The organism is Pseudomonas sp. HR96 (assembly GCF_034059295.1).
Classification (GTDB): Bacteria; Pseudomonadota; Gammaproteobacteria; order Pseudomonadales; family Pseudomonadaceae; genus Aquipseudomonas.
Genome location: NZ_CP139141.1, coordinates 76622 through 100152 on the forward strand (window position 1 = coordinate 76622; position 23531 = coordinate 100152).

A 23531-nucleotide genomic window follows, 5' to 3' on the forward strand; every position below is an offset into this window, starting at 1 on the left:
GGATGGGTTACAGCGACTCCAGGCAGCCCGCCAGATCATTGCCCAGCTTCTCGATGAGCAGCTCATAACCGGTCGAGGTGGCTTCGTTGTAGCCGCCCAAGGCATCCAGCTCGGCCAGTTTCACCGGCAGGCCGGCAGTCAAGGTCTCGGCCAGGCGTGGGCGCATCGGTGGTTCGCTGAACACGCAGGTCTTGCCTGCTTCCTGCAGGCGCGCGCGCATGGCCGCGACGTGCTGGGCACCCGGCTGGACTTCGGCGGCGACACTGAACACGCCGGTGTGCTTGAGCCCGTAGGCGTCCTCGAAATAATCGAAAGCCTCGTGGAAGACGAAATACGGCTTGCCCTTGATCGCATCGACGCGCGCCTGTATGCGGCTGTCGACGCCATCGAGGCGGTCGCCGAAGGCCTTGGCGTTGCTCTGGTAGCGCGCCGCGTTGGCCGGGTCGGCCGCAGCAAGGTCGGCGGCCATGCGCGCGGCGATCACCCGCGCATTGAACGTCGACAGCCACAAGTGCGCATCCAGCGAACCTGGGCGGTGATCGTGGTCGTGCTCGTCCGCATCATCCGCATGCGACTGGCTGTCCTGGGCAAAACGTCGCAGCTTGAGGCCAGGCAAGTCCTGCACCGCCACGGTGGTCTTGCTGCGGGTTTTCAACACCCGCGGCAGGAATCCTTCCATGTCCGGACCGATCCAGTACAGCAGGTCGACTTCGCCGACCTTGCGCACATCGGACGGCCGCAGCGCGTAGTTATGCGGCGAAGCGCCCGGTGGCAGCAACACATCGGCAGTGCCCACACCGTCCTCGACGGCAGCCGCTATCAGCTGCAACGGCTTGATGCTGGTGAGCACCGTGACTTGGGCCTGGGCAGGCAGGGCTGCGGCCATGCTGAGCAAAAAACCGACCGAAAGGGCTGAAAGACGAGTCACGGCGACCACTCTGATGGGTTGGAAACAGGTAATATAATAACGTCTCCAAAGGAAGCCGTCTCCGCTCATGACTCTTACGCCACTGGCCAGCCGTCCTCACGACCACTCCCACTGCGTGCACAGCGCCCTGTCCGAGGCCGATGTGATCTGCGCGCGCCAGGGGCTGCGCCTGACCGCACTGCGCCGCCGCGTGCTGGAGCTGGTGTGGCAGAGCCATAAGCCGCTGGGTGCCTATGACATCCTAGCCGTGCTGAGCGAGGAAGACGGCCGCCGCGCGGCGCCGCCGACCGTGTACCGGGCGCTGGATTTCCTCCTGGAAAACGGCCTGGTCCACCGGATCGCCTCACTCAACGCCTTCATGGGCTGCAACCGCCCGGAGCATGCCCACCAGGGCCAGTTCCTGATCTGCCGCAACTGCCATGTGGCGGTCGAGCTGGAAGACAAGGCCATCAGCAGCGCCATCGTCGAGGGCGCTCAACAGGTCGGCTTCAGCGTCGAGGCGCAGACCGTGGAAATCGTCGGCCTGTGCGCCAACTGCCGGAGCACGGCATGAGCGACGCGCTGATTCGCCTGGAGCGGGTCAATGTCACGCTGGCCGGGCAGAACATTCTCAGCGACATCCAGCTGAGCGTACGCCCAGGCGAGATCGTCACCCTGATCGGCCCCAACGGCGCCGGCAAGACCACCCTGGTGCGCGCCGTGCTCGGCCTGTTGCAACCCGACAGCGGCAGCGTCTGGCGCCAGCCGAAGCTGCGCATCGGCTACATGCCGCAGAAGCTGCACGTCGACCCGACCCTGCCGCTCTCAGTGCTGCGCTTTCTGCGTCTGGTACCCGGGGTCGATCGCTCGCGGGCGCTGGCGGCCCTGGCTGAAGTCGGTGCCGAACAGGTGATCGACAGCCCGGTGCAGATGATCTCCGGCGGCGAGATGCAACGCGTGCTGCTGGCCCGTGCGCTGCTGCGCGAGCCGCAACTGCTGGTGCTCGACGAGCCGGTACAGGGCGTCGACGTGGCCGGCCAGGCCGAGCTGTACGGGCTGATCACACGGCTGCGCGACCGTCACGGCTGCGGCGTGCTGATGGTCTCCCACGACCTGCACCTGGTGATGAGCACCACCGACAACGTGGTCTGCCTGAACCGCCACGTGTGCTGTTCCGGGCATCCCGAGCAGGTCAGCGGCGACCCGGCCTTCGTCGAGTTGTTCGGCAGCCACGCGCCGAACCTCGCCGTGTACCACCACCATCACGACCACGCCCACGACCTGCATGGCGCGGTCGTCGCCGACGCCCCGGCGCGGCTCAAGCCCTACACACCTCACGTCCACGGAGACGACTGCACGCATGGCTGATTTCCTGTTGTATGCCCTGCTTGCAGGCCTGGCGTTGGCGATAGTGGCCGGGCCCCTCGGCTCGTTCGTGGTGTGGCGGCGCATGGCCTACTTTGGCGACACCTTGTCGCATGCCGCGCTGCTCGGCGTGGCGCTGGGTTTTCTGCTCAACGTCAGCCCGACCCTGGCGGTCACCGTCGGCTGCCTGCTGCTGGCCATTGTCCTGGTGACCCTGCAGAACCGCCAGCCACTGGCCTCGGACACCTTGCTGGGCATTCTGGCGCCGAGCACCCTGTCGCTAGGGTTGGTGGCCTTGAGCTTCATGCACGACGTGCGCATCGACCTGATGGCCTATCTGTTCGGCGACCTGCTGGCCATCAGCCCGACCGACCTCTACTGGATTCTCGGTGGCAGCGCCGTGGTGCTGGCGTTGGTACTGAGCCTGTGGCGGCCATTGCTGGCGATCACCGTGCACGAGGAATTGGCGCGGGTCGAGGGGCTGCCGGTGGCGACCCTGCGCATGACCCTGATGCTGCTGATCGCCATTGTCATTGCCGTGGCCATGAAGATCGTCGGCGTGCTGCTGATCACCTCGCTGCTGATCATCCCTGCCGCTGCGGCCCAGCGCCACGCCCGCTCGCCGGAGCAGATGGCCCTGGGCGCCAGCCTGCTGGGGGTCATCGCCGTGTGCGGCGGCCTGGCACTGTCCTGGTTCAAGGACACCCCGGCCGGCCCCTCCATCGTGGTTTGCGCCGCCTTGCTGTTCCTGCTCAGCTTCGCCCTGCCACGGCGCTGAGCGCACTATATGGCGCCGGTCGGGTCTGTTTGGGCGAGGGATATTTTCCCGGGGCCCGTGCGGGTGTAGACTTGCACGTTTTTTGGGCAAACAGAGAGTTGCAGGAATGAAGCCGTTCGCCTCCCGTTATCTGCTCCTTGCCGTGTTTTCCGTGCTGATCTGCGCATGCCAGAGCAAGCCGGTGGAGCCCGCGCCGGCGCCCGCGCCCGACGCGTGGCAGCAGCTGCAGCAGAACATCGCCAGCAACGAGCTGGCCACCGCCGAGGACCAGCTGAATGCGCTACAGGCGCAATCGGCAGATGACCCGCGCCTTGAACCCTTGCAGCGCCAGCTGGCCGAGGCCTATCTGGAGCGCAGCAAGGTGGTGCTGCAAAAAGGTGACGTCAACGCCGCCGCCACGGCCCTGAGCCGCGCCCGTGCCTTGATGCCCAAGGCGCCGGCGCTCACCGGCGGTGTCAATGGCGCCATCGCCCAGGCGCGCAAGGCCGAACTGGACAAGACCGAAGCGGCCCTCAAGCGCGCCGAGTCACGCCCTCCGGCCAAGGTGCTCGACCCCAGCGTGTCGGTTTCCTACATTCCACTGGTCATGACCAGCGGCCCACAGCTGCGCGCGCAGATGGGCGATATCGCCACCGACGTGGTGAATTACCAATGCGATGTGATCGTGCAAGTGGCGCAGCCCGGGGAGTATCGGCGGTTGGCCAAGCTGTTGAAAGCGCGAGTGGATGGCATCCAGCCTGACCTGCAATGGAAAATCGGCCGCCGTGTAGAACACGGACAGCCGACTCAGGTAATACTGATTCCACGGCCGCTGTAAAAGCTGCGACCAAGGCGCGCGGGACCGGGCAAACCCGGCCCCGCCAACCCATCAGGCTGGAATGGCCTTGGCCTTCGGCTCACGAGCCCACACCCGATGCTGGGCAATGACGGCGATAAAGGCCTTGTGGGCCTTCGCATCGTCGCCAATGATCAGCCCGGCGTCCGCCTCCAGATGCAGCGTATCAAGCAGGGTCTTGGCATCGCTGCTGGCACCGATCGCCTTGAGGTGCTTGTAGGCCTCAAGCAGGAAGTGCAGCGCCACGCCGTTGCCGCTCAGCGCTTGGACCGAAGCCTTGCCGCCTGGTACCCACACCGCATCGAACGCAATCGACGGCATGCCTTCAGCCGAGGCATCCACGGGCAGCGATTGGCCGTCGGCGGTCTTCACCGGTGCCGAAGTCGGGCCCAGCACCTTCACATGCGCGCCTTCGGCCTGGATGGCCTTCTTCAACGCATCCACTGCTGCTGCATCGACGCCATCGGCGACCAGCACGGCAATCTTGCGGGTCTTGATGTCGCCCGACAGCAGGTTGACCTGGCTCAGCGCTGGCGAAGCCTTGAGCGTCATGGACGGCGTTTCCACAGTGCCAGCTTTCGGCACGGGCAGGCCGAGGTTGGTGGCCACGCGTGCAGCCAGCTCCAGGTCGATGTTGGCGAGGATCTCGTTGACCTGACGGGCACGGATGTATTCGCGGTCGACTTTACCCAGCTCGAAGCTGTAGGCGGCGATGATGTGTTCCTTCTCCGGAGTGCTCATGCTCTGGAAAAACAGCCGCGCCTGGGAGAAGTGGTCGTTGAACGACTCGCTGCGCTGACGGATCTTGTGCGCCTCGATGCGCTCCGGGTAGCTCTCGAAGCCGCCATCAACCGGGCCTGGTGGCGTTTCCTTGGGCCAGCCACCATCGATCGAGTTGGGCTCGTAGGAAGCGCGACCCTTGGCGATGGTCATGCGGTGCGCCGCATCACGCTGGTTGTTGTGGTTCGGCGCGACCGGCCGGTTGATCGGCAACTCGTGGAAGTTCGGCCCGCCAAGACGGCTGATCTGCGTGTCGGTGTAGGAGAACAGACGGCCCTGCAGCAGCGGGTCGTTGGAGAAGTCCAGGCCGGGCACGATATGGCCAGGGCAGAAGGCGACCTGCTCGGTCTCGGCAAAGTAGTTGTCCGGGTTGCGGTTGAGCACCATGCGTCCCAGCGGGGTGACGGGCACCAGCTCCTCGGGGATGATCTTGGTCGGGTCGAGGATGTCGAACTCGAACTTGTGCTCGTCTTCCTCCGGCACGATCTGCACGCCGAATTCCCACTCGGGGTAGTCGCCCATCTCGATCGATTCCCAGAGGTCACGACGGTGGTAGTCGGTGTCCTTGCCCGCGAGCTTCTGCGCCTCGTCCCACAGCAGCGAGCAGACGCCCTGCTTGGGCTTCCAGTGGAACTTGACGAAGGTGCCTTTGCCTTCGGCATTGACGAAGCGGAAGGTGTGGATGCCGAAGCCCTGCATGGTGCGCAGGCTTTTCGGGATGGCCCGGTCGGACATCGCCCAGATCACCATATGCGCCGATTCGGGCTGCAGCGAGACGTAGTCCCAGAAGGTGTCGTGGGCGGAGCCGCCGGTAGGGATCTCGTTATGCGGCTCGGGTTTGACCGCGTGCACGAAGTCCGGAAATTTGATCGCGTCCTGGATGAAGAACACCGGCATGTTGTTGCCGACCAGGTCGAAGTTGCCTTCGTCGGTGTAGAACTTCACAGCGAAGCCGCGCACGTCGCGCACGGTGTCACCCGAACCGCGCGGGCCCTGCACGGTGGAGAAGCGGACGAACACCGGGGTTTTCTTCGCCGGGTCCTGCAGGAAGCCGGCCTTGGTCAGCGCGGCGTGCGATTCGTAGGTTTCGAAATAGCCGTGGGCGGCAGTGCCGCGGGCATGGACGATACGCTCGGGAATGCGCTCGTGGTCAAAATGCGTGATCTTCTCGCGCATGATGAAGTCTTCAAGCAGCGACGGCCCGCGAGCACCCACTTTCAAGGTGTTCTGGTTGTCGCTGATCTTCACGCCCTGGTTGGTGCGCAGGGCCTGGCCAGTGGCGTCGGAGCGGAACTGCTCGAGGCTGTCGGTCTTGGCATTATGGTTGGCGCGGTCCGGGGTGTCGGTGCCGGCGGCCTGGCTTGGGGTGTTGGCAGGTGGCTTGGTCTTCATCGAGATCATTCCTCATTCAGTGCGGCTGCCCCGTTTATATGGGCTCGTTTGGCGATCCCCCGAGCACGGTCCGGGGACGACGGATGCCTACAAGTGACTGGTGCTGCGTGGCAGCCGTTCCTTTTTTTTGCGCCGCACATACCGCGACTGCGCTAGCCGTCGCAGCACCGGGTGGGGTCCGCTCGCGGTCCTTATGTCGAAAACACAGGCAAGTGACCAAATAAATGCTAAAAGCCTCCAATACGACAGGCTAAAATGCGCGCCCGGCCAAACGCCGAGCCCTTTTTCATTGCGCCCCACAAGGTTCGCTACGTGATCGAGTTTCAACAGGTACACAAGACCTACCGGGTTGCCGGTAAGGAAATCCCCGCCCTGCACCCGACCTCCTTCAAGGTCGAAAACGGTCAGGTCTTTGGTTTGATCGGCCACTCCGGCGCCGGCAAAAGCACCTTGCTGCGCCTGATCAATCGCCTGGAAGCCCCCAGCGGCGGGCGCATCATCGTCGACGGCGAAGACGTCACGGCGTTCGACGCCCAGCACCTGCGGCGCTTCCGCCAGCAGGTCGGGATGATCTTCCAGCACTTCAACCTGCTGGCCTCGAAAACCGTGGCCGACAACGTGGCACTGCCGTTGAGCCTGGCCGGCGAGTTGTCGCGCAAGGAAATCGACCGGCGCGTGGCCGAACTGCTGCAACGCGTCGGCCTGTCCGACCACGCCCGCAAATACCCGGCACAGTTGTCCGGCGGGCAGAAGCAGCGGGTGGGCATCGCCCGCGCGCTGTCCACCAACCCCAAGGTGCTGCTGTGCGACGAGGCGACCAGCGCCCTCGACCCGCAGACCACCGCCTCGGTCCTGCAGCTGCTGGCCGAGATCAACCGCGAGCTGAAGCTGACCATCGTGCTCATCACCCATGAAATGGATGTGATCCGCCGCGTGTGCGACCAGGTCGCCGTGATGGACGCCGGCGTGATCGTCGAGCAGGGCCCGGTGGCCCAGGTGTTTCTGCACCCCGAGCACCCGACCACCAAACGCTTCGTCCAGGAAGACGAGCAGATCGACGAAAGCTCCCAGCGCGACGACTTCGCCCATGTACCCGGGCGCATCGTGCGCCTGACCTTCCAGGGCGACGCCACCTATGCGCCGCTGCTGGGCACCGTGGCCCGCGAGACCGGCGTGGACTACAGCATCCTGGCCGGACGTATCGACCGGATCAAGGACACGCCTTATGGCCAACTGACCCTGGCGGTCACCGGCGGCGACATGGAGGCGGCGTTTGCCCGCTTCACCGCAGCCGACGTGCACATGGAGGTACTGCGCTGATGGACCTGCTCAACTACTTCGCCAATGTCGACTGGAGCGAGATCTGGCAGGCCAGCCTCGACACCGGTGTCATGCTCGGCGCCTCGCTGCTGTTCACCATCCTCCTGGGGTTGCCGTTGGGGGTGCTGCTGTTCGTCTGCGGGCCGCGTCAGCTGTTCGAGGAAAAGCGCCTGTACGCCTTGCTGGCCCTGTGCGTGAACGTGCTGCGTTCGCTGCCCTTCATCATTCTGCTGATCGTGTTGATCCCGGTGACCGTGCTGATCACCGGCACCTCACTGGGCGTGGCCGGCGCCATCCCGCCGCTGGTCATCGGCACCACGCCATTCTTTGCCCGCCTGGTGGAAACCGCGCTACGCGAAGTCGACCGCGGCATCATCGAGGCCACCCAGTCGATGGGCGCGACGCCCTGGCAGATCATCGTCCGCGCGCTGCTGCCCGAAGCCCTGCCGGGCATCATTGCCGCCATCACCGTGACCTCCATCACCCTGGTCTCCTACACGGCCATGGCCGGCGTGGTCGGGGCAGGGGGGCTGGGCGACCTGTCGATCCGCTTCGGCTACCAGCGCTTCCAGACCGACGTCATGGTGGTCACGGTGATCATCCTGGTGGTGCTGGTGCAGGTGCTGCAAACCATTGGTGACAAATTGGTTGTGCACTTTTCGCGCAAGTAAGCGTTCTTAATCAACGAAGGGCCCGCCTCCGACAAGGGCCCTCATCAGGAGCCCATTCAATGAAACGCCTTTTCGCCGCCCTGGCCGCTGTGGTCGCCTTCAGCGCCCAGGCCAACGACACGCTGACCGTCGCCGCCACCGCCGTACCCCACGCCGAAATCCTCGAGTTCGTCAAACCGACCCTGGCCAAGGAAGGCGTCGACCTTCAGGTCAAGGTCTTCACCGACTACGTGCAGCCCAACGTGCAGGTCGCGGAAAAACGCCTGGATGCCAACTTCTTCCAGCACCAGCCGTACCTGACCGAATTCAACAAGAACAAGGGCACCGACCTGGTAGCTGTCGCCGGCGTGCACCTCGAACCCCTGGGCGCCTACTCGAGCAAGTACAAGAAGCTTGACGAGCTGCCAGGGGGCGCCACCGTGGTGATCCCCAACGACGCCACCAACGGCGGTCGCGCACTGCTGTTGCTGGAGAAGGCTGGGCTGATCAAGCTCAAGGACAGCAGCAACATCCTCTCCACGGTCAAGGACATCGCCGAGAACCCCAAGGACCTGAAAATCCGCGAACTGGAAGCCGCCACCCTGCCGCGGGTGCTGACCCAGGTCGACCTGGCGCTGATCAACACCAACTACGCCCTGGACGCGAAGCTGGACCCGAACAAGGACGCGCTGATCATCGAAGGCGGTGAATCGCCTTATGTGAACATCCTGGTGGCCCGCCCGGACAACAAGGATTCGGACGCCATGCAGAAACTGGTCGCGGCGCTGCACAGCCCGCAAACCCGCCAGTTCATCACCGACAAGTACAAGGGCGCGGTGGTGCCGGCGTTCTGATCGGTCATCGCTGCAACGCAAAAGCTCGGGGGCCTGGCTCCCTCCCACCAGCATCGTGGGAGGAAGCCAGGCCCCCGAGCTTTTTCAATTGCCGCTGAGCAGGCCTGGCAGCACTGCCAGCACCTTCTCTGTATTGAACGGCGCGCGGATCAGCCCGCGCTGCGTGCCGTCGGGCCCCAGCAAGGCCATGTTGCCCGAGTGCTGAACGCTGTAGTTGGGCTGGCGGGTATCCGGCGCGATATAGGGAATACTCAGGCCATTGGCCAGTTGCTCCAGACTCTCGGGCGTGCCCACCAGCCCGGTGAACGCCGGGTCGAAGTACCCCAGGTATTGCTTGAGCTGGCCCGGCGAATCGCGCTGTGGATCGACGCTGACGAACACTACCTTCAGGCGCGCGCGGCTGGCTGCGGGCAGCCGGCTGTCGATCTGGCGCAGCTGGGCGAGGGTGGTGGGGCAGATATCCGGGCAGAAGGTGTAGCCGAAGAACACCAGGGTCCAATGGCCGGTGAGCTTGTCGAGCCGCACCTGGCTGCCGTCCTGGTCGCTCATGCTCACCGCGGGCACGCCACGCGGCTCCTTCATCAGCAGCACCCCGGCCTCGGTCATGGCCGGGGTCTGCGCCGGGCTGCGGCTGCTTAACAGCAGCCACAGGCAAGCGCCTACCCCCACCATCAATATGGCCGCCAGGGTGAAGACAATCTTCTGGGTACGGTTCATGGCTGGGGTGCACTCATGCATTCGGTCGGGGCATTGAGCCATCATTGCCAAAGTGGTCTACGCTGGCTGCAGGATGATGGCACTTCGATATAGCGGGCGTTCATAAGTCGACCGGGATTATTACCAATCCGTCTTAACCCGCTGGTCAAGACAGCTATCGTACATCCTTCCGTTTGTCAGCGCCCCAGCCTGGAGAATTCATGAACACCGCCGCATTGCGCGAGCAGATCCAACGTGCCCACGAGCATGAAGCCAAGACCGACCAGCTCAAGCAACAGCTTGGGCAACAGCTGCCTCACCTGCACCCCAGTATCAGCCTGCCCAGCGATGCCCAGGGCGCACTGATTCGCTTCGTCGGCGCCTATATCGATCAGGTTCCCGACCTGCTGGAGGCGGCCAATTCGGTGGCGCGCGAAGCCGGCATCGAATCGCAGATTCGCCCGGTGCTGAAAATTGCCGAACAGTATTTCATCCAGCCGCCGGTGATGCTGGCCGATCATGTCGGCCTCGACTGCCTGCTGGACGAAGCCTACTTGGCGCACCGCCTGGTGGAAGAGGTGAACGACCTCTACATCAAGCATTTCAGCCAGCCACTGATTCCCCTGGACATGACCGTGGCCAACCTCATCGCCCATCAGCTGATCGGCGAGGAATTCGCCAACCAGTTGGATGAGGCCGTCCACCACTCGGTTGACCAGATGCTCGACGAAGACAGCTTTGCCCTGGAATCCGTGGAGACGTACCGCCAGCAGTTGCTGAGCCCGAATACCGGCGCGGCCTGGAGCCGCTGGCCGTGCCTGTCGCGGCAGCTGGGTGTGGATATCGCTTCACCGGTGTGAACGGGCACCCCAGGTTCAGCCCCATCGCGCTCGGTATGAAGCGCGATGAGGCGGCTGAGCCGCAGGTGTGGTACGGCATTACATACTACGTAATACGATATCAAATCGTCCGAGCCAGCCCCTTAAAAGCGTCCTTTGGGCGTAGCGCTTGGCGTCGGGTAGTTACCGTCCAGCGGGACGAAGCGATCCTGCCCAGCGTCATAGGCCTTGATCTCACTGGTTTCGATGCTGTAAACCCAGCCATGGATAAAAAGCTGGCCACTTGCCATGCGCGAGGCCACTGATGGGTGTGTGCGCAGGTGGTGCAATTGGGCAATGACGTTTTCTTCGGTCAGCACCTGCATGCTCTCGCCTTCATTGGCGCAACTGCAGTTGTCCTGCACGACGGTGCGGGCCACTTCGGCATGACGCAGCCAGGCCGAAACGGTGGGCATTTTCTTCAGGCTGTCTGGGTTCAGTACCGCGCGCATGGCGCCGCAATCCGAGTGCCCGCAGACGATGATGTGTTGCACGCCCAAGGCCAGCACGGCGTATTCGATCGCCGTCGACACCCCGCCATTCATTTGCCCGTAGGGCGGTACCACGTTGCCAACGTTGCGCGTGACAAACAGGTCGCCTGGCGCGCTTTGGGTGATCAATTCCGGAGCGACTCGCGAGTCGGCGCAGGTGATGAACATCGCCCGAGGGTTTTGCGCGGTCGCCAGCTTCTTGAACAGCTCCTGCTGCTGCGGGTAGACGTCGTGGCGAAAATGTAGGAAGCCGTCGACGATGTGCTTGAGGGCGATGTCGGCGCTCGACTGTCCGTTTTCCGGCAGACTGCCAGACTGCTCGGCACTTGCCGGGTTGCGCGTCGGTGAGTTGTTGTCGCTCATGAGTCATCCTCAGGTCAAAGTACAACTATGAACCTAGTCCAGATAACTTAATTCAAGCTGAAAGGCCCCTCGACGCAAGCGCCGAAGGGCCTTCCAGTGGACAGGCGCTGCCTAGAGGCGGGCGCGCGCCTGCTCGGCCACGGCCACGAAGCGCTGCAAAGGCAGCTCGGGAATCTGCAGGTTAGCCAACACTTGTTGCAACAGATCGACCAGGCCGGTGAAATCCAGCGCATAAGCTGCACGCCGGGTTTCCAGCTCGGCGCCCAGCTCAAGGCAAGCCAGGCGTTTTGCGAGGCTGGCCAGTTGGGTTTGCAGATCATTGCGCTCAGTACGCAGCGAGGCCAACTGTCGGTCGAGGCGCCGCTGTTGATCGATCAGATCTCGGGTGGTCAGCGCCTCTTGCAAGGCGGCCGCCTGCTTTTTCATGAATTCACCGGCGATGCGCAATTTTTCCGCCTTGTCGGGATTCTTGATCAGCTCGATGCTTTGCTTGATGTCGTCGATGATTGATGTTGCCAGCTCTTCGAGGTCCAGCTGCGCGAGGATCTCCAACGCATCGTTGACGATCTTCAATTGCCCCTCGATGGTTGCGATGCGAGCGAGCGCGTCATCAAGGGTGATCTGCAACGCGTTGCGTACGGTCGCTGATTCAGCGATGAGGGCGTCAAGGGAGGGCAGCGGTTGGCCGACGGCCCGTAGCCGAATCTGCTGCTGGAGGTGTTGAGCCTTGATCTCGGCGACCAGTTTGGCCTGCTCAGCCTTGATTTCAGCTTCCACGGCGCCTGCCTCGGCGGGGTGTAGCACGGCGTCTTGATGAGCTTCACGGATGCTGGTCAGCGCGCTCCTGATCACCTGCTTGAGCCTGGCCATGTCGTCGGAGCACTTGAAACAGTCAGTCAGGGTGCGCGCGAGGTCGTGGGCGTTGTCCGCCAGAGCGCGCAGATCACCCTGCGCAGTGGCCTGTGCACGAACTCTCATTATCAGCTCTTGGATCTGCTTGCCGCTGGCCTGCAAAGCTGCGAGATCCACAGTGGGCAGCGTGAGGGAAGGGTTGAGTGCGGTGACGCTAGGGGTATGGGTCATGACAGTGTCCTTACTGGTCGTAGTACTTCTTGATGTCCTTGTCGGCCTTGTCGAAAGCGGCCAGCAGCAAAGCGCTGGTCTGGCTGACATCCAGCCACGGCTTGGTGACTCGGGTGAACTTGCGCTTGAGGGTCAGCAACGAATCGACATCGGCGATGGTGCCAGCGGCAGCGGCGGATTCGTCGATGCTCAACGCCAGGGACTGCCATACGAACCGCAGGTTCTCAAGCGCCACGCTGGCGTCGTTGACGACTATTTGCAGATTCCCCAACCGATACATCACGCTGACCAGCGCGGTTTGCACGCCCTTCACCGCACTCAGCTGATCGAGCTCGCGCTCCTGGACCTTCATCAGCTCGTTGCGCTCCTTGCGCAGCTTGTCGGCCTTTACGCCGCCCACGATCCCGCCAATCGGGCCGAGCCAGGCGACTTTCTTGATCGCGCTGTTGACGGCAGCCCGATAGGCATTGTCCTTGGCCTTGATCTGCTCGGCGCGCTCGTCGATCGAAGTTTGCAGCGCCGCCAGCCCGGGCTCGGCGATCTTGTCGACCACCAGCTGCTTCTTGAGGGCAATCGCTGGCTGCACGTCATCGTTCAAGTCGTCGGTATAGTCGGTCACCCGCCGCAGCAGGTCCTGGGTGGTGCGCTGCTGGCCCTCGATGCTGGTTTTGAGCTCCCTCAGCATCTGCGTCAGCTCACCTTGGGTGTGCGCTTGCGACCAGGCTTCCATGCGCAACTGCGGGTGACGTTCCAGATTGAAGTTGTACCCTTCGGCGGAGAGCGCCTTGAGGGTCGCAGGCTTTCGCGAGGGATTGTCGGCGAAGCGCACATTGACCTCGTCGAGGATGTCCAGCAAGGACTCCTGGAACGTCGCCATGGTCCCGGAAAACAGCTGCAGCCCGCTTGCAGTAGAGCGGATATCGCGCCTGAGGGGCGCCCAGCCGCCGGCGTGCGCATGAATCATCTGGAAGGTCGCCAGGAAGTCCGCAGGCATCAGCCCGGGACCTGCATTGACGGCCTTGCCGAGGTACGCGTTGACGCTGGCAGGGGTCACCGGCAAAGCCCGCGCCGCCAGTTCGTATTTGCGAAAATTGACGATCTGCTGGGCCGTGAGGATCAGGCCCGGAGTATCGTCTTCAGTGATATCGACCCCTTCCAATGACCCCTGCAGAAACAGGGCGCTGCTGAAATAGGCGTTGTCCTCGCTGCTGGGGGGGCCGGGCAGCAGGTCGAATTCCTTGATTGTGCCATGCAACATGAGCGTTACCTTCCGTGGTGCGTTTGTGGAAGGACGATCATTGCGCGGCGGGGTCGAGGCCCCCATCGGACTGATTCTGCGGCGCGTGTAGGAAAAAGCCCGCGCTACAGTAGGCTCATCTGTTGGCCCGGCGGTGCGAACAGCGAGCAGTCAAGGTTGTAACCTTCGCGTTTTTGCAGGTCGTGCTTGCGCAACGCGCGGGAGAAACGCTGCGCCAGCAGCTCGGCGAAAATACCCTCGCCGCGCATGCGCACGCCGAAACGGCTGTCGTAGAGCTGGCCACCACGGCTCTGGCGCACCAGGCTGAGCACATGCTCGGCTCGCTGAGGGTAATGGGCATGCAGCCATTCCTCGAACAGCGGCGCCACCTCCAGCGGCAGGCGCAGCATCATGTAGTTGGCACTCTGCGCTCCTGCCGCGCTGGCCTCGGCCACCAGGTGCTCGAGCTCATGGTCGTTGATCATGGGAATCATCGGCGAGCACAGCACACCCACCGGCACCCCAGCCTCGCTCAGCACTCGCACGGCCCGCAGTCGCGCCCTGGGCGCCGCCGCACGCGGCTCGAGGATGCGCTTGAGCTCGTCGTCGAGGGTGGTCAGGCTGATCATCACCTTGACCAGGCGCAGCCGGGCCAGCTGCACCAGCAGGTCGAGATCACGTAGCACCAACGAGCCCTTGGTGACGATGGTCACCGGGTGGCGATAGCGCAACAGCACCTCCAGCAACCCACGCGTCAGCCTGTGTTCGCGCTCGATCGGCTGGTAGGGGTCGGTGTTGGCGCCGAGGTTGATCGGTGCGCACTGGTAGCCACGCTTGCTCAGTTGCTCCTCGAGCAGGCTGACGGCATTGGTCTTGGCGATCAGTCGGGTTTCGAAGTCCAGGCCGGGGGACATGTCCCAATAGGCATGGCTGGGCCGGGCAAAGCAGTAGATACAGCCGTGTTCACAGCCGCGGTAGGGATTGATCGAGCGATCAAAGGGGATATCCGGGGAAGTGTTGCGGGAAATGATGCTCTTCGCCGTTTCCAGGATCACCTCGGTGCCCTGGGTCAAAGGCACCTCCTGAAACCAACCGTCGTCTTCGGCCACCGAACGCTGGGCAACGAAGCGATTGTGCGGGTTGCTGGCGGTGCCGCGACCACGTGGCGGGAGTGGCGAAGACATGACGGCGAGCCCTTGATAGCTGTATTTATATACAGTACAGCAGCTCGCCCAGTTTGCCTAGTGACCTTGGTCAGCGCACAGGTGTCGCGATGCCGAAAGTTTGCAGCAGAGCCTGGCTGTCAGGCCTGGAGCGGGTGAATGATTCGATAAGGTCAGCGACCGGTCGCGTCCCTCCCGGCGCCAGAATCAGTTCGCGCAGCTGCATGCCGGCCTCGGCCGACAGCACACCCTCGCGCCTGAAGCGCTGGAACAGATGCTCAGCCAGCACCCGGGACCAAACATAGGTGTAATACCCGCCGGCGTACTCGTCGCTGGAAAACAGATGCGCGAAGCGCTGGATATGCTGAACATAGGCAGGCGTACCCAGTACCTCGACAGGTGCCAGCACCGCCTGGGCTAGCTCGGCGGGATCGAAGGCGTCGCTGCGCGCGTGCAGCCGATAGTCGAGCAGCGCGAGCTGCAGCTGCTGCAAAAAATCCATGGCGCTGAAGCGGCTTTCGGCCGTCACTGCTTGGCTCACTGCAGCGCTGTTCGAAGCTCCGCTGAACAGCACCAAGCTGTCGGGCAACAGCGCCCATTGCTCGAACAAGGTGCTGGTAAACTCGATTGCGTCCTCGGCCAGGCCCTTACCGCCGGCCACGCTGCCATAATCCACGCGGGTAAGGACATGCTGCAACCCATGACCAAACTCATGCAAAAGCGACTTCAGCTCGCGCAAGCCAAGGGAGGTGGGGTACAGCTCGCTGCCGCCGAGCAACTCGCAGCTGAGGAGGGCGGCCGGCAGTTGCAGGCGACCGTCGGCAAAGCGGTGGCGGTCGCACAAGGCTTCCATCCAGGCGCCCGGTCGCTTATCGGCCCGGGCCAGGAGGTCGAAGTAGAGGTGGCCAAGGGATTCGCCTCCCTCTATCAGCTCATAGACCAGAACATCGCTGTGCCAGACCGGCACGTCTGGACGTGGCAATAGTTCCACGTGGAACAATCTCAAGGTAAGCGCCTGCACACCTTCAAGCACTTGGGTCAGGGGAAAGAATTGACGCAACGCGCGATCGGTGAAGCCGTAATGGGCCTGGCAATACTTCTCCTGGTAGTAGTCCAGGTCCCAAGGTTGCAGCGGCGGCGCGCCAACCCATTCTGCCAGCTCGGTCAGTTCATCGAGCTCCTCGATGGCGACCGGGCGAATCTGGGCAATCAGCTCCAGTAAAAAGCTTTCGACCTCTTCATGGCTGTCAAACATGCGCGTGACCATGGCCCTGGAGGCGTAGTGCGCATGACCGGAAAGTGTCGCCAGCTCGCTCCTTAACCGCAGTACTTCGCGGACCACTGGAGCGTTATCCCATGGTGGCGTGCAGGCTTGGAAATGCCAGGCGCGATAGATCTCTTCACGCAGCTGGCGATTGTGCAGCTGTTGCAGCAGTGCCTGTACCTGGGGGAATTCGAGTGTAATCAGCCAGCCATCCCGGCCCTGCAGGCGTGCATTTTCCGCCAGGGTGAACAGCATTGCCGGTGACGCCCCGGCAAGCGCGGACGCATCGCTGACATGCCGGGTCCAGGCGCCTTGAGCTTGAGTCAGGTTGTAGCCGTATTGGCGGTACTGGAGATCAAGGTGGTGTTCGATCTGCAGCTGACGGCGTTGCAGGGCGGCATCGAAACCTATCCCGGCCAGACGCGCATCGCGCAGTGCCAGCTCCAGGGCTGCCCGCTGGGTCGGGTCGAGATCCCCAGCGGCCACCTGCTGCAGGCGCAGCAAGGCACCGTGCAGGCTGTTGTTGTGTCTGAGGGCCAGTTGATAGGACTGCAGCCGCTCGTTGCACTGCTGATACTGCTCGGCAAAGGCCTCGTCAGCGTCGTTGGCCAGGCGATAGATCGTTTGTTCCACGTTGAGCAGGCGCTGGTGCATGTCTTCCAGCGGCTGCATGAGGCCGGCGAAGGTGGGGTGAGCGAGTTGCCCGGGAAGGAAGCCGGCGAGCTGGCGCAGGTTGGCTTCCAGCACATGGGTGATAGCCGGCACCACATGTTCGGGGCGAATGGCGTCATAGGGTGGCAGCACCCAAGGTTGGAGCAGGGGATTGTCGTTCATCGTGATACCGCAGAAAGCGTCGGGGAAGAGGCCATTCTCACGGTGCCAACTGGCGCGCACGGCATAAGCATGTAGCGCAATGCGAAACCCCGTCAGGCGACGGGGTTTCGGGACTCACTCGGTGGGCTTTTTCAACTTCGGGTTGGGGAAGAACTGCACCGTCTGCACCTTGGGGTCGGCGACCCGGGGCGCCGCGTGGTTGACCCGCGTGATCAGCTCGCTGGGCACTGACTGACCCTGGGCGTTGAGCGTGTCGCTATAACCACAGGCCACGCATTGACGGTGCGGCACGTCGTCCACACTCCACATCATCAGCTTGTCCGGCTCACTGCACGCTGGGCAGACCGCCCCGGCGATGAAGCGCTTCTTGGTCACGACGGGGCCACTCATGCTGCCGCGTCCTCACTCAGACCGCTGTGGCGCAGCAGCGCATCAATCGAAGGCTCGCGGCCACGGAAGTCGACGAACAGCACCATCGGGGCCTGGGACCCACCGCGCGCCAGAATCGCCTCACGGAAGGCCCGGCCAGTGTCGCCATTGAGCACGCCGTCTTCCTCGAACTTGGAGAAGGCATCGGCAGACAGCACTTCGGCCCACTTGTAGCTGTAGTAGCCCGCCGCATAGCCGCCGGCAAAGATGTGCGCAAAGCTGTTGGGGAAGCGGTTGTAGGCCGGTGGGCGCATCACCGAGACCTCGTCGCGCACGCCTTCGAGCACCTGCAGCGCGGTACGGCCATCGCCATGGGTGGCGTGCATCTCGAAATCGAACAGGGAGAATTCGATCTGCCGCACCATCATCAGACCGGACTGGAAATTCTTCGCCGCGAGCATTTTCTCCAGCAGGTCCTGGGGCAGCGCCTCGCCGGTTTCATAGTGTCCGGAGATCAGCGCCAGGCCTTCGGGCTCCCAGCACCAGTTTTCCATGAACTGACTTGGCAGCTCCACGGCATCCCAGGCCACGCCATTGATGCCCGACACGCCGGCGTGCTCGACTCGGGTCAGCAGGTGATGCAGGCCATGGCCGAACTCGTGGAACAGGGTGGTGACCTCGTCGTGGGTGAGCAGGGCGGGCTTGCCGGCATCGGCCGGGGTGAAATTGCACACCAGGTTGGCCACCGGGCTTTGCAGCACGCCGTCGGCCGTGCGCCGACGATCGCGGGCGCCGTCCATCCAGGCGCCGCCGCGCTTGTTGGCGCGGGCATAGAGGTCGAAGAAGAAGCGGCCGACGTGTTGGCCGTTTTCCTTGATCTCGAACAGGCGGACATCCGGGTGCCAGCTGTCGAAACCCTTCTGCTCGGTGATCTCGATGCCATACAGGCGCTGCACGATGGCAAACAAACCGCCGAGCACCTTGTCGATCGGGAAGTAGGCGCGCAGTGCCTCCTGAGAGACGCTGTAACGCTGCTCACGGAGTTTCTCCCCGTAGAAGCCGCTGTCCCAGCTCTGCAAGTCGGCGCAGCCCTGTTCGGCGGCATAGATGCGCAGCTGCTGCAGGTCCCGGGTGGCGAATGGCTTGCTGCGCTGAGCCAGGTCGCGCAGGAAAGTCAGCACCTGGGTGCTGGACTCGGCCATCTTGGTGGCCAGGCTGAGCTCGGCGAAGTTGGCGAAGCCCAGCAGCTGCGCCAGCTCCTGGCGCAGGTCGAGGATTTCGTTCATCACCGGGCCGTTGTCGTTCTGCCCGGCATTGGGCCCCTGGTCCGAGGCACGGGTGCAGTAGGCGGCATAGACTTCTTCGCGCAGCGCGCGGTCGGTGGCATAGGTCATCACCGCGTAGTAGCTGGGGAATTCCAGGGTGATCAACCAACCACCGAGGCCCTTGGCCTGGGCGGCCACGGCCATCTGCGCCTTGGCCGATTCGGTCAGGCCGAGCAGGGCGGTTTCGTCGGTGACGTGCTTGGTCCAGGCCTGGGTGGCGTCCAGCAGCTGGTTGGAAAAGCGGCTGCCCAGTTCCGACAGCTTGCTCTGCACTTCGGCATAGCGCTTCTGCTGCTCGGGAGGCAAGTCAATGCCGGACAGGCGGAAATCGCGCAGCGAATGCTCCAGAATAGTCTTTTGGCCGATGTCGAAGCTTGCTGCCTCAGGGCTGGCGGCCAGGGCTTCGAACGCCTGGAACAGCGCACGGTTCTGGCCCATCTCGGTTGAATAGGCGCTCAGCGCGGGCAGGCAGGCCTCATAGGCGCTGCGCAGCTCGGCGCTGTTGCACACCGCGTTGAGGTGGCTCACCGGGCTCCAGGCAGCGCCCAGGCGGTCATTGAGCTCGTCCATGGCCAGCACCAGGCCAGCCCAGCTAGGCTGCTGGCCCTGGGTTTCGAGCAGGCGGGCAATGGCCGCGCGGTTGTCGGCAAGGATCTGTTCGATAGCCGGCTGCACGTGCTCGGCACGGATCGCCGAGAAGGGGGGCAGGTCATAGGACTGCAGTAGCGGGTTGTTCGCGCTCACGGTTACGCACCTTGGCTTGGAGAAACACTGAGACATCTTAATTACAATCGACTCTGACCGCAGCTATCAGTGCCAATGAGGAAAACTATTGTGGCAATTCGCAGCTTCCAGCAACACACCCCCATCCTCGGTGAACGGGTGTTCGTCGATCGTTCGGCCGTGGTGCTCGGCGATGTCGAGCTCGGCGCCGACAGCTCGGTGTGGCCGCTCACCGTCATTCGCGGCGACATGCAGCGCATCCGCATCGGCGCCCGCACCAGCGTGCAGGATGCCAGCGTGCTGCACATCACCCACGCCGGGCCGTTCAACCCGGACGGCTTTGCGTTGCTGATCGGCGACGACGTGACCATAGGCCACAAAGTCATGCTGCACGGCTGCACCCTGGGCAGCCGTATCCTGGTCGGCATGGGCAGCACGGTCATGGACGGCGCGGTGGTGGAAGACGACGTGATCATCGGTGCCGGCAGCCTGGTGCCGCCGGGCAAGCGCCTGCAAAGCGGTTTTCTGTATGTCGGCAGCCCGGTCCGGCAGGCGCGCGCCCTGACCGACAAGGAGCGAAGCTTTTTCACCTACACTGCCGGCAACTACGTCAAGCTCAAGGACCAGCATCTGGCCGAAGGCTTTCACCAGGGACAGGATTGAGCCATGCATCATGAAAACATTCTCTTCGACCTCGACGGTACGCTGACCGACCCGCGCGAGGGCATTACCCGGTCGATCCAGTATGCGTTGAGCAAGCTGGGCATCGACGAGCCGGACCTGGTCAAGCTTGAGCACTTCATCGGCCCGCCACTGCTAGAGGCCTTCATGCAAGCCTACGGCTTCGACGAGGCGCGCGCCTGGCAGGCGGTGAATTTCTACCGCGAGCGGTTCAAGGTCACCGGTCTGTATGAGAATGAGGTGTTCGAAGGCGTCATCGAACTGCTCGACCTGCTGCAACAGCAAGGCCGCCACCTGTATATCGCCACCTCCAAACCCTGGGAGTTTGCCCGCGAAATCGCCCGCCATTTCGATTTCGCGCGGCATTTCAAGATGATCTACGGCAGCGAGCTGGACGGCACCCGCAGCAACAAGGTCGAGCTGATTCGTCACCTGCTGGCGCAGGAGGGCCTGGACCCGGCCGAAACGCTGATGATCGGCGACCGCAAGCACGACCTGATCGGCGCGCGGCTCAACGGGCTGGACTGCGTAGCGGTGGGTTACGGGTTTGGTGACCGCAACGAACTGGTGGCCGAGACCCCGACCTGGCACTTCGACACGGTGGAGCAGCTGCGCTCGGCGTTCATGCTGGAAATGTAAGCGGGTTGCACGCCCAGGGTCGACGGGGCAGTGGCAACGGCGCCCCAGCTTTCAGCTCCCCATCAACCCCTGCAATACCTGATGCCTTTGCTGCGCTGGCATCCGCCCGATTCTTTCTACCTCGGCAAAGAACGCCACCCAGTCGCCGTTGACCTGCTTGAACAGCGCCGCGAAGGCCGGCACCCAGAGGTCGTAAAGGCCGAACGGCAGCAGCTTGGCATTGTTGATCGGCGTGTCCACCCAGTGGTCGAACACCCCCTGGCCATGCCATTGCTGGTCCTTGAGCTGCCGATATTCGCCGCGCAGCCGTTCGAATTCAGCGGCCTTCGCCGCGCGCATGGCGGCAGGCGTCAACGGCTGCCGGTACAGGCTGACAAGGCGCTCGCGGGTGGCCAGTACCAGCCGGGTGAATTGGTCCAGCTGGGCGCTGAAATCGCCGTCCGCCGCCGGCAGCCCGCGGGCAACGCGCCATTGCCGGGTGCCTTCCTGCTCGACGAAGTTGGCGTAGGACTCGTTGAATTGCGAGTCGTCCTTCACGTAGAAGCGCTGGTGCGCCAGCTCATGGAAAATCAAGGTGGCCAGGCGCTCGTCGCCCCAGTGCAGCATCGAGTTCATGATCGGGTCGTCGAACCAGCCCAGGGTCGAATAGGCCTCGACGCCGCCGATGTATACGTCCATGCCCGCCAGCTTCTGCACCGCCGCTTCGCCGCGGGCGGCGGACTGGTTGTAGTAACCGCGGTAGGCCACGCAACCGGCGACGGGAAAGCAGTGAGTCTGCGGGTCCAGGGAAAACTCCGGTGTCACGAACACGTTCCATACCACGTAGGGACGATGCAGGTCCGCGTACAGCCGATAGCTGTTGTTGTCCGGCAGGTGCAGATGCTCGCTGGCGAATTTCCTCGCGGCCTGCGACTGGCGCAATTGCTCGCGCAGCTTCGGGTATTGCGCCGGATCGGCGATCACCTCGGCCACCGGCCGGCGGGCATGCAGCAGGCGCCATTGGCCATCGACCAGCTGGCTGTAATAGCTCAGGCTGGAGCAACCGCTCAGCAGCGCGAGGGCGAGCAGGGGAACCAACCGCTGTTTTCGGCGGTCGAGTGCCCCGGGGCGTGCGCGCCACGCTCGAATCATTCGAATAACTCCTGGAAAAGGAACGGCCAATGCGTGGATCACTGATGGTTACCTGCCTGGCGCTCGCCAGTCTGGCTGGCTGCGCCGGCCTGCCCAGGCCCGACCCGAATCAGGCCTGGGTCGACTTGCATGCCAGGCAGGATAATTCATTGCACGCGGTACAAGTCGATGAACAGGCCTGGCAGGATAATCGCTATTTCGAAGTCCCGCCCGGTAGCCATGAGCTGACCGTGCGCCTGCAGTTCCCGGTCAGCGCCAGCAATATTGGCCCCGATGCGCAACCCCTTTGGCGCGATTGCCAGATGAATCTGGTGTTCAAGGACTTCGGCGCCGGCCAGCGTTATCAGCTGGAGGCGGGCAATACCGGTTTCAGGCCGTGGGCACGACTGTACGATGACCAGCACAATCTGGTCGGCAAGGCGCAGCCAGCGGGGTGTTCGCGGGTTTGATCTCGCTCCAGGCCGCACGTCGCTGTAGGCTAGGCTGATTCGTACCTCACACCTGGAGCAATCCCATGCGTCACCTGCTGGCTTTGGTCGTAGTCATGGGCAGCCTGGCCATCAGCGGATGCGTGACGACGCCGATCCCCCCTGTCGATCCAGCCAAGGCCTGGATCGACCTGACCATGACCGATGGCAAAGTGATCATGGCAGAAGACCTCGACAAGGTTCGTCTGAATGATGGCCGCTACTTCCAGGTCACCCCGGGCGCCCACGAACTGCTGGTGCGCTTCGATTTCGACATCTACGCCGGCAGCGGCGGGAGCCTCGATTTCCTGGGGGCCGAGCGAATCTGCTACCTGACCGTGCGCTACGAGGGCTTCAAGGCCGGCGAGCGCTACCGCCTGGAGGCGCGCAGCCTGGGGATGATGCCGATGGCGAGGCTGTATGACAGCCATAAGCAGAAGGTCGCCGAGGACAGTGACATCCACTGCCTGCTTTAGCGGTCGTTCTTCTGATAGATGATTCGCTTGCGCCCGTAGTCGCAGGTGCCAACCACCATGTTCTGATCGTGGACTTCGTCCTTGCTGACGATTTCCAGGGTGTAGGAGGTGACGGCCCGCGCCTGGATCTTCGCTTCGATCTCGTTCTTCAGTTCTTCGCAACTCTTGGGCGCTGCCCAAGCTGTCGGCATCAGGGCAAAGCACAACGCGCCGACCAGGATTCTGTTCATCTTGACCTCGCTACGACCGGCCCGCCCCGCAGGGGGCGGCGGTCAAGGACCATTAGCTCTGCAGGGTCGCGTCCAAGGTGATCTTGGCACCGCCCTTGAGCAGTTTCGAAACCGGGCAGCCTTCCTTCGCGGCGTTCGACAATTCTTCGAACTGCTGCTGGGTCGCACCGGGGATTTTCGCGCTCATGATCAAGTGCACGGCGGTGATCTCGAAACCTTCACCGACCTTGTCCAGGGTCACTTCGGCCTTGGTCTTGATCTCGTCGGCCTTGAGGTTGGCGCCGCCCAGGATCATCGAGAAGGCCATGGAGAAGCAGCCGGCATGCGCAGCGCCGATCAGTTCTTCAGGGTTGGTGCCCGGGCCGTCTTCGAAGCGGGCCTTGAAGCCGTAGGGGGCGTCCTTGAGTACGCCGGTTTCGGTGGAAATGCTGCCGAGGCCGGTCTTGAGGTCGCCTTTCCAGACTGCGGATGCTGTCTTTTTCATGAATTTCTCCCTGAGGTTCAGGCGCGAAATCGCGCGAGGGTTGGACCCTTGTCATGCAGCACAAGGGCCATCAAGTCTGATGGCCGGTTGGCTGCCAAGTTCAGACTCATTACAGC

At 63.3% G+C, this 23531-nt stretch carries 25 protein-coding genes; 12 read left to right on the plus strand and 13 right to left on the minus strand.

The window, feature by feature from the left end:
• Nucleotides 1-7 precede the first annotated feature (7 nt).
• A complete protein-coding gene (locus SFA35_RS00345; RefSeq protein ID WP_414058570.1) occupies nt 8-886 on the minus strand; it encodes a zinc ABC transporter substrate-binding protein in 879 nt (292 codons plus the stop codon).
• A gap of 109 nt (nt 887-995) precedes the next feature.
• Here SFA35_RS00345 and zur point away from each other — a divergent pair, with 109 nt between their 5' ends.
• From zur to SFA35_RS00365, 4 genes are all read left to right on the plus strand, one after another.
• Nucleotides 996-1481, plus strand: a complete 486-nt coding sequence (zur, locus tag SFA35_RS00350) for a zinc uptake transcriptional repressor Zur (protein ID WP_320573970.1) — start codon at nt 996-998, stop codon at nt 1479-1481.
• Nucleotides 1478-2275 carry a zinc ABC transporter ATP-binding protein ZnuC gene (znuC, locus tag SFA35_RS00355; RefSeq protein ID WP_320573972.1) on the plus strand — a complete coding sequence of 266 codons (798 nt, stop codon included), beginning with the start codon at nt 1478-1480 and terminating at the stop codon, nt 2273-2275. Before zur ends, znuC begins: the two co-directional genes overlap by 4 nt.
• On the plus strand, nt 2268-3050 hold the full coding sequence (gene znuB / locus SFA35_RS00360; RefSeq protein ID WP_320573974.1) for a zinc ABC transporter permease subunit ZnuB: 783 nt from the start codon (nt 2268-2270) through the stop codon (nt 3048-3050). The genes znuC and znuB overlap by 8 nt, the downstream gene beginning before the upstream one ends.
• 106 nt (nt 3051-3156) lie before the next feature.
• Nucleotides 3157-3867, plus strand: coding sequence for a PA5502 family lipoprotein (locus SFA35_RS00365; RefSeq protein WP_320573976.1), 711 nt, complete (start codon nt 3157-3159; stop codon nt 3865-3867).
• Between the two features lie 51 nt (nt 3868-3918).
• On the opposite strand, the gene katE is transcribed toward SFA35_RS00365, so the two are convergent.
• The gene (katE, locus tag SFA35_RS00370) at nt 3919-6057 is read right to left on the minus strand and encodes a catalase HPII (protein ID WP_320573979.1); all 2139 of its coding nucleotides are present in this window, start codon (nt 6055-6057) and stop codon (nt 3919-3921) included.
• A 312-nt stretch (nt 6058-6369) separates the two neighbouring features.
• Between katE and SFA35_RS00375 the strand changes: the two genes are divergently transcribed.
• From SFA35_RS00375 to SFA35_RS00385, 3 genes are read left to right on the plus strand one after another with little or no spacing between them, the layout of a single operon-like run.
• Nucleotides 6370-7377, plus strand: coding sequence for a methionine ABC transporter ATP-binding protein (locus SFA35_RS00375; RefSeq protein WP_320573980.1), 1008 nt, complete (start codon nt 6370-6372; stop codon nt 7375-7377).
• On the plus strand, nt 7377-8048 hold the full coding sequence (locus SFA35_RS00380) for a methionine ABC transporter permease (RefSeq protein ID WP_320573983.1): 672 nt from the start codon (nt 7377-7379) through the stop codon (nt 8046-8048). The genes SFA35_RS00375 and SFA35_RS00380 overlap by 1 nt, the downstream gene beginning before the upstream one ends.
• A gap of 59 nt (nt 8049-8107) precedes the next feature.
• Entirely contained in the window at nt 8108-8881 is a 774-nt protein-coding gene (locus tag SFA35_RS00385; RefSeq protein ID WP_320573986.1) for a MetQ/NlpA family ABC transporter substrate-binding protein, read from the plus strand.
• 84 nt (nt 8882-8965) lie between these two features.
• Here SFA35_RS00385 and SFA35_RS00390 read toward each other — a convergent pair whose 3' ends face one another.
• Nucleotides 8966-9598: an SCO family protein gene (locus SFA35_RS00390; protein ID WP_320573987.1), complete on the minus strand. Its 633-nt coding sequence runs from the start codon at nt 9596-9598 to the stop codon at nt 8966-8968.
• 200 nt (nt 9599-9798) lie between these two features.
• On the opposite strand from SFA35_RS00390, the gene SFA35_RS00395 reads away from it, so the two are divergent.
• Nucleotides 9799-10437, plus strand: coding sequence for a hypothetical protein (locus SFA35_RS00395; protein WP_320573989.1), 639 nt, complete (start codon nt 9799-9801; stop codon nt 10435-10437).
• A gap of 122 nt (nt 10438-10559) precedes the next feature.
• Here the strand turns inward: SFA35_RS00395 and SFA35_RS00400 are convergent, their stop codons facing one another.
• From SFA35_RS00400 to prlC, 7 genes are all read right to left on the minus strand, one after another.
• Entirely contained in the window at nt 10560-11309 is a 750-nt protein-coding gene (locus SFA35_RS00400) for a carbonic anhydrase (protein ID WP_320573991.1), read from the minus strand.
• A gap of 111 nt (nt 11310-11420) precedes the next feature.
• Entirely contained in the window at nt 11421-12392 is a 972-nt protein-coding gene (locus tag SFA35_RS00405) for a hypothetical protein (RefSeq protein WP_320573993.1), read from the minus strand.
• 10 nt (nt 12393-12402) lie between these two features.
• The gene (locus SFA35_RS00410) at nt 12403-13650 is read right to left on the minus strand and encodes an alpha-xenorhabdolysin family binary toxin subunit A (protein ID WP_320573995.1); all 1248 of its coding nucleotides are present in this window, start codon (nt 13648-13650) and stop codon (nt 12403-12405) included.
• A gap of 104 nt (nt 13651-13754) precedes the next feature.
• Entirely contained in the window at nt 13755-14813 is a 1059-nt protein-coding gene (locus SFA35_RS00415; protein WP_320573997.1) for a PA0069 family radical SAM protein, read from the minus strand.
• A 70-nt stretch (nt 14814-14883) separates the two neighbouring features.
• Nucleotides 14884-16890 carry a M3 family metallopeptidase gene (locus tag SFA35_RS00420; RefSeq protein ID WP_320573999.1) on the minus strand — a complete coding sequence of 669 codons (2007 nt, stop codon included), beginning with the start codon at nt 16888-16890 and terminating at the stop codon, nt 14884-14886.
• A 114-nt stretch (nt 16891-17004) separates the two neighbouring features.
• On the minus strand, nt 17005-17280 hold the full coding sequence (locus SFA35_RS00425) for a YheV family putative zinc ribbon protein (RefSeq protein ID WP_320574005.1): 276 nt from the start codon (nt 17278-17280) through the stop codon (nt 17005-17007).
• Nucleotides 17277-19328: an oligopeptidase A gene (gene prlC, locus SFA35_RS00430; RefSeq protein WP_320574007.1), complete on the minus strand. Its 2052-nt coding sequence runs from the start codon at nt 19326-19328 to the stop codon at nt 17277-17279. Before prlC ends, SFA35_RS00425 begins: the two co-directional genes overlap by 4 nt.
• 90 nt (nt 19329-19418) lie before the next feature.
• Between prlC and SFA35_RS00435 the strand changes: the two genes are divergently transcribed.
• Together SFA35_RS00435 and SFA35_RS00440 are read left to right on the plus strand one after the other, a co-directional pair.
• A complete protein-coding gene (locus tag SFA35_RS00435) occupies nt 19419-19970 on the plus strand; it encodes a gamma carbonic anhydrase family protein (RefSeq protein WP_320574009.1) in 552 nt (183 codons plus the stop codon).
• A 3-nt stretch (nt 19971-19973) separates the two neighbouring features.
• On the plus strand, nt 19974-20627 hold the full coding sequence (locus tag SFA35_RS00440; RefSeq protein WP_320574012.1) for an HAD family hydrolase: 654 nt from the start codon (nt 19974-19976) through the stop codon (nt 20625-20627).
• 51 nt (nt 20628-20678) lie between these two features.
• On the opposite strand, the gene SFA35_RS00445 is transcribed toward SFA35_RS00440, so the two are convergent.
• Nucleotides 20679-21758 (minus strand): aminopeptidase, encoded by a 1080-nt coding sequence (locus SFA35_RS00445; protein ID WP_320574013.1) that lies wholly within the window; start codon nt 21756-21758, stop codon nt 20679-20681.
• Between the two features lie 29 nt (nt 21759-21787).
• On the opposite strand from SFA35_RS00445, the gene SFA35_RS00450 reads away from it, so the two are divergent.
• Both SFA35_RS00450 and SFA35_RS00455 read left to right on the plus strand, forming a co-directional pair.
• On the plus strand, nt 21788-22207 hold the full coding sequence (locus SFA35_RS00450; RefSeq protein WP_320574016.1) for a hypothetical protein: 420 nt from the start codon (nt 21788-21790) through the stop codon (nt 22205-22207).
• 65 nt (nt 22208-22272) lie between these two features.
• Nucleotides 22273-22701, plus strand: a complete 429-nt coding sequence (locus SFA35_RS00455; protein ID WP_320574019.1) for a hypothetical protein — start codon at nt 22273-22275, stop codon at nt 22699-22701.
• Here the strand turns inward: SFA35_RS00455 and SFA35_RS00460 are convergent.
• Together SFA35_RS00460 and SFA35_RS00465 are read right to left on the minus strand one after the other, a co-directional pair.
• Nucleotides 22698-22931, minus strand: a complete 234-nt coding sequence (locus SFA35_RS00460; protein WP_320574023.1) for a DUF1161 domain-containing protein — start codon at nt 22929-22931, stop codon at nt 22698-22700. The genes SFA35_RS00455 and SFA35_RS00460 overlap by 4 nt on opposite strands.
• Before the next feature lie 52 nt (nt 22932-22983).
• Entirely contained in the window at nt 22984-23415 is a 432-nt protein-coding gene (locus SFA35_RS00465) for an OsmC family protein (protein ID WP_320574025.1), read from the minus strand.
• Between the last annotated feature and the right edge of the window lie 116 nt (nt 23416-23531).

Coding starts and splice junctions, on each gene's coding strand:
- SFA35_RS00345 (WP_414058570.1), bottom strand. CDS start 886: ATGGCCGCAGCCCTGCCTGCCCAGGCCCAAGTCACGGTGCTCACCAGC.
- zur (WP_320573970.1), top strand. CDS start 996: ATGACTCTTACGCCACTGGCCAGCCGTCCTCACGACCACTCCCACTGC.
- znuC (WP_320573972.1), top strand. CDS start 1,478: ATGAGCGACGCGCTGATTCGCCTGGAGCGGGTCAATGTCACGCTGGCC.
- znuB (WP_320573974.1), top strand. CDS start 2,268: ATGGCTGATTTCCTGTTGTATGCCCTGCTTGCAGGCCTGGCGTTGGCG.
- SFA35_RS00365 (WP_320573976.1), top strand. CDS start 3,157: ATGAAGCCGTTCGCCTCCCGTTATCTGCTCCTTGCCGTGTTTTCCGTG.
- katE (WP_320573979.1), bottom strand. CDS start 6,057: ATGAAGACCAAGCCACCTGCCAACACCCCAAGCCAGGCCGCCGGCACC.
- SFA35_RS00380 (WP_320573983.1), top strand. CDS start 7,377: ATGGACCTGCTCAACTACTTCGCCAATGTCGACTGGAGCGAGATCTGG.
- SFA35_RS00385 (WP_320573986.1), top strand. CDS start 8,108: ATGAAACGCCTTTTCGCCGCCCTGGCCGCTGTGGTCGCCTTCAGCGCC.
- SFA35_RS00390 (WP_320573987.1), bottom strand. CDS start 9,598: ATGAACCGTACCCAGAAGATTGTCTTCACCCTGGCGGCCATATTGATG.
- SFA35_RS00395 (WP_320573989.1), top strand. CDS start 9,799: ATGAACACCGCCGCATTGCGCGAGCAGATCCAACGTGCCCACGAGCAT.
- SFA35_RS00400 (WP_320573991.1), bottom strand. CDS start 11,309: ATGAGCGACAACAACTCACCGACGCGCAACCCGGCAAGTGCCGAGCAG.
- SFA35_RS00405 (WP_320573993.1), bottom strand. CDS start 12,392: ATGACCCATACCCCTAGCGTCACCGCACTCAACCCTTCCCTCACGCTG.
- SFA35_RS00410 (WP_320573995.1), bottom strand. CDS start 13,650: ATGTTGCATGGCACAATCAAGGAATTCGACCTGCTGCCCGGCCCCCCC.
- SFA35_RS00415 (WP_320573997.1), bottom strand. CDS start 14,813: ATGTCTTCGCCACTCCCGCCACGTGGTCGCGGCACCGCCAGCAACCCG.
- SFA35_RS00420 (WP_320573999.1), bottom strand. CDS start 16,890: ATGAACGACAATCCCCTGCTCCAACCTTGGGTGCTGCCACCCTATGAC.
- SFA35_RS00425 (WP_320574005.1), bottom strand. CDS start 17,280: ATGAGTGGCCCCGTCGTGACCAAGAAGCGCTTCATCGCCGGGGCGGTC.
- SFA35_RS00440 (WP_320574012.1), top strand. CDS start 19,974: ATGCATCATGAAAACATTCTCTTCGACCTCGACGGTACGCTGACCGAC.
- SFA35_RS00445 (WP_320574013.1), bottom strand. CDS start 21,758: ATGATTCGAGCGTGGCGCGCACGCCCCGGGGCACTCGACCGCCGAAAA.
- SFA35_RS00450 (WP_320574016.1), top strand. CDS start 21,788: ATGCGTGGATCACTGATGGTTACCTGCCTGGCGCTCGCCAGTCTGGCT.
- SFA35_RS00455 (WP_320574019.1), top strand. CDS start 22,273: ATGCGTCACCTGCTGGCTTTGGTCGTAGTCATGGGCAGCCTGGCCATC.
- SFA35_RS00460 (WP_320574023.1), bottom strand. CDS start 22,931: ATGAACAGAATCCTGGTCGGCGCGTTGTGCTTTGCCCTGATGCCGACA.
- SFA35_RS00465 (WP_320574025.1), bottom strand. CDS start 23,415: ATGAAAAAGACAGCATCCGCAGTCTGGAAAGGCGACCTCAAGACCGGC.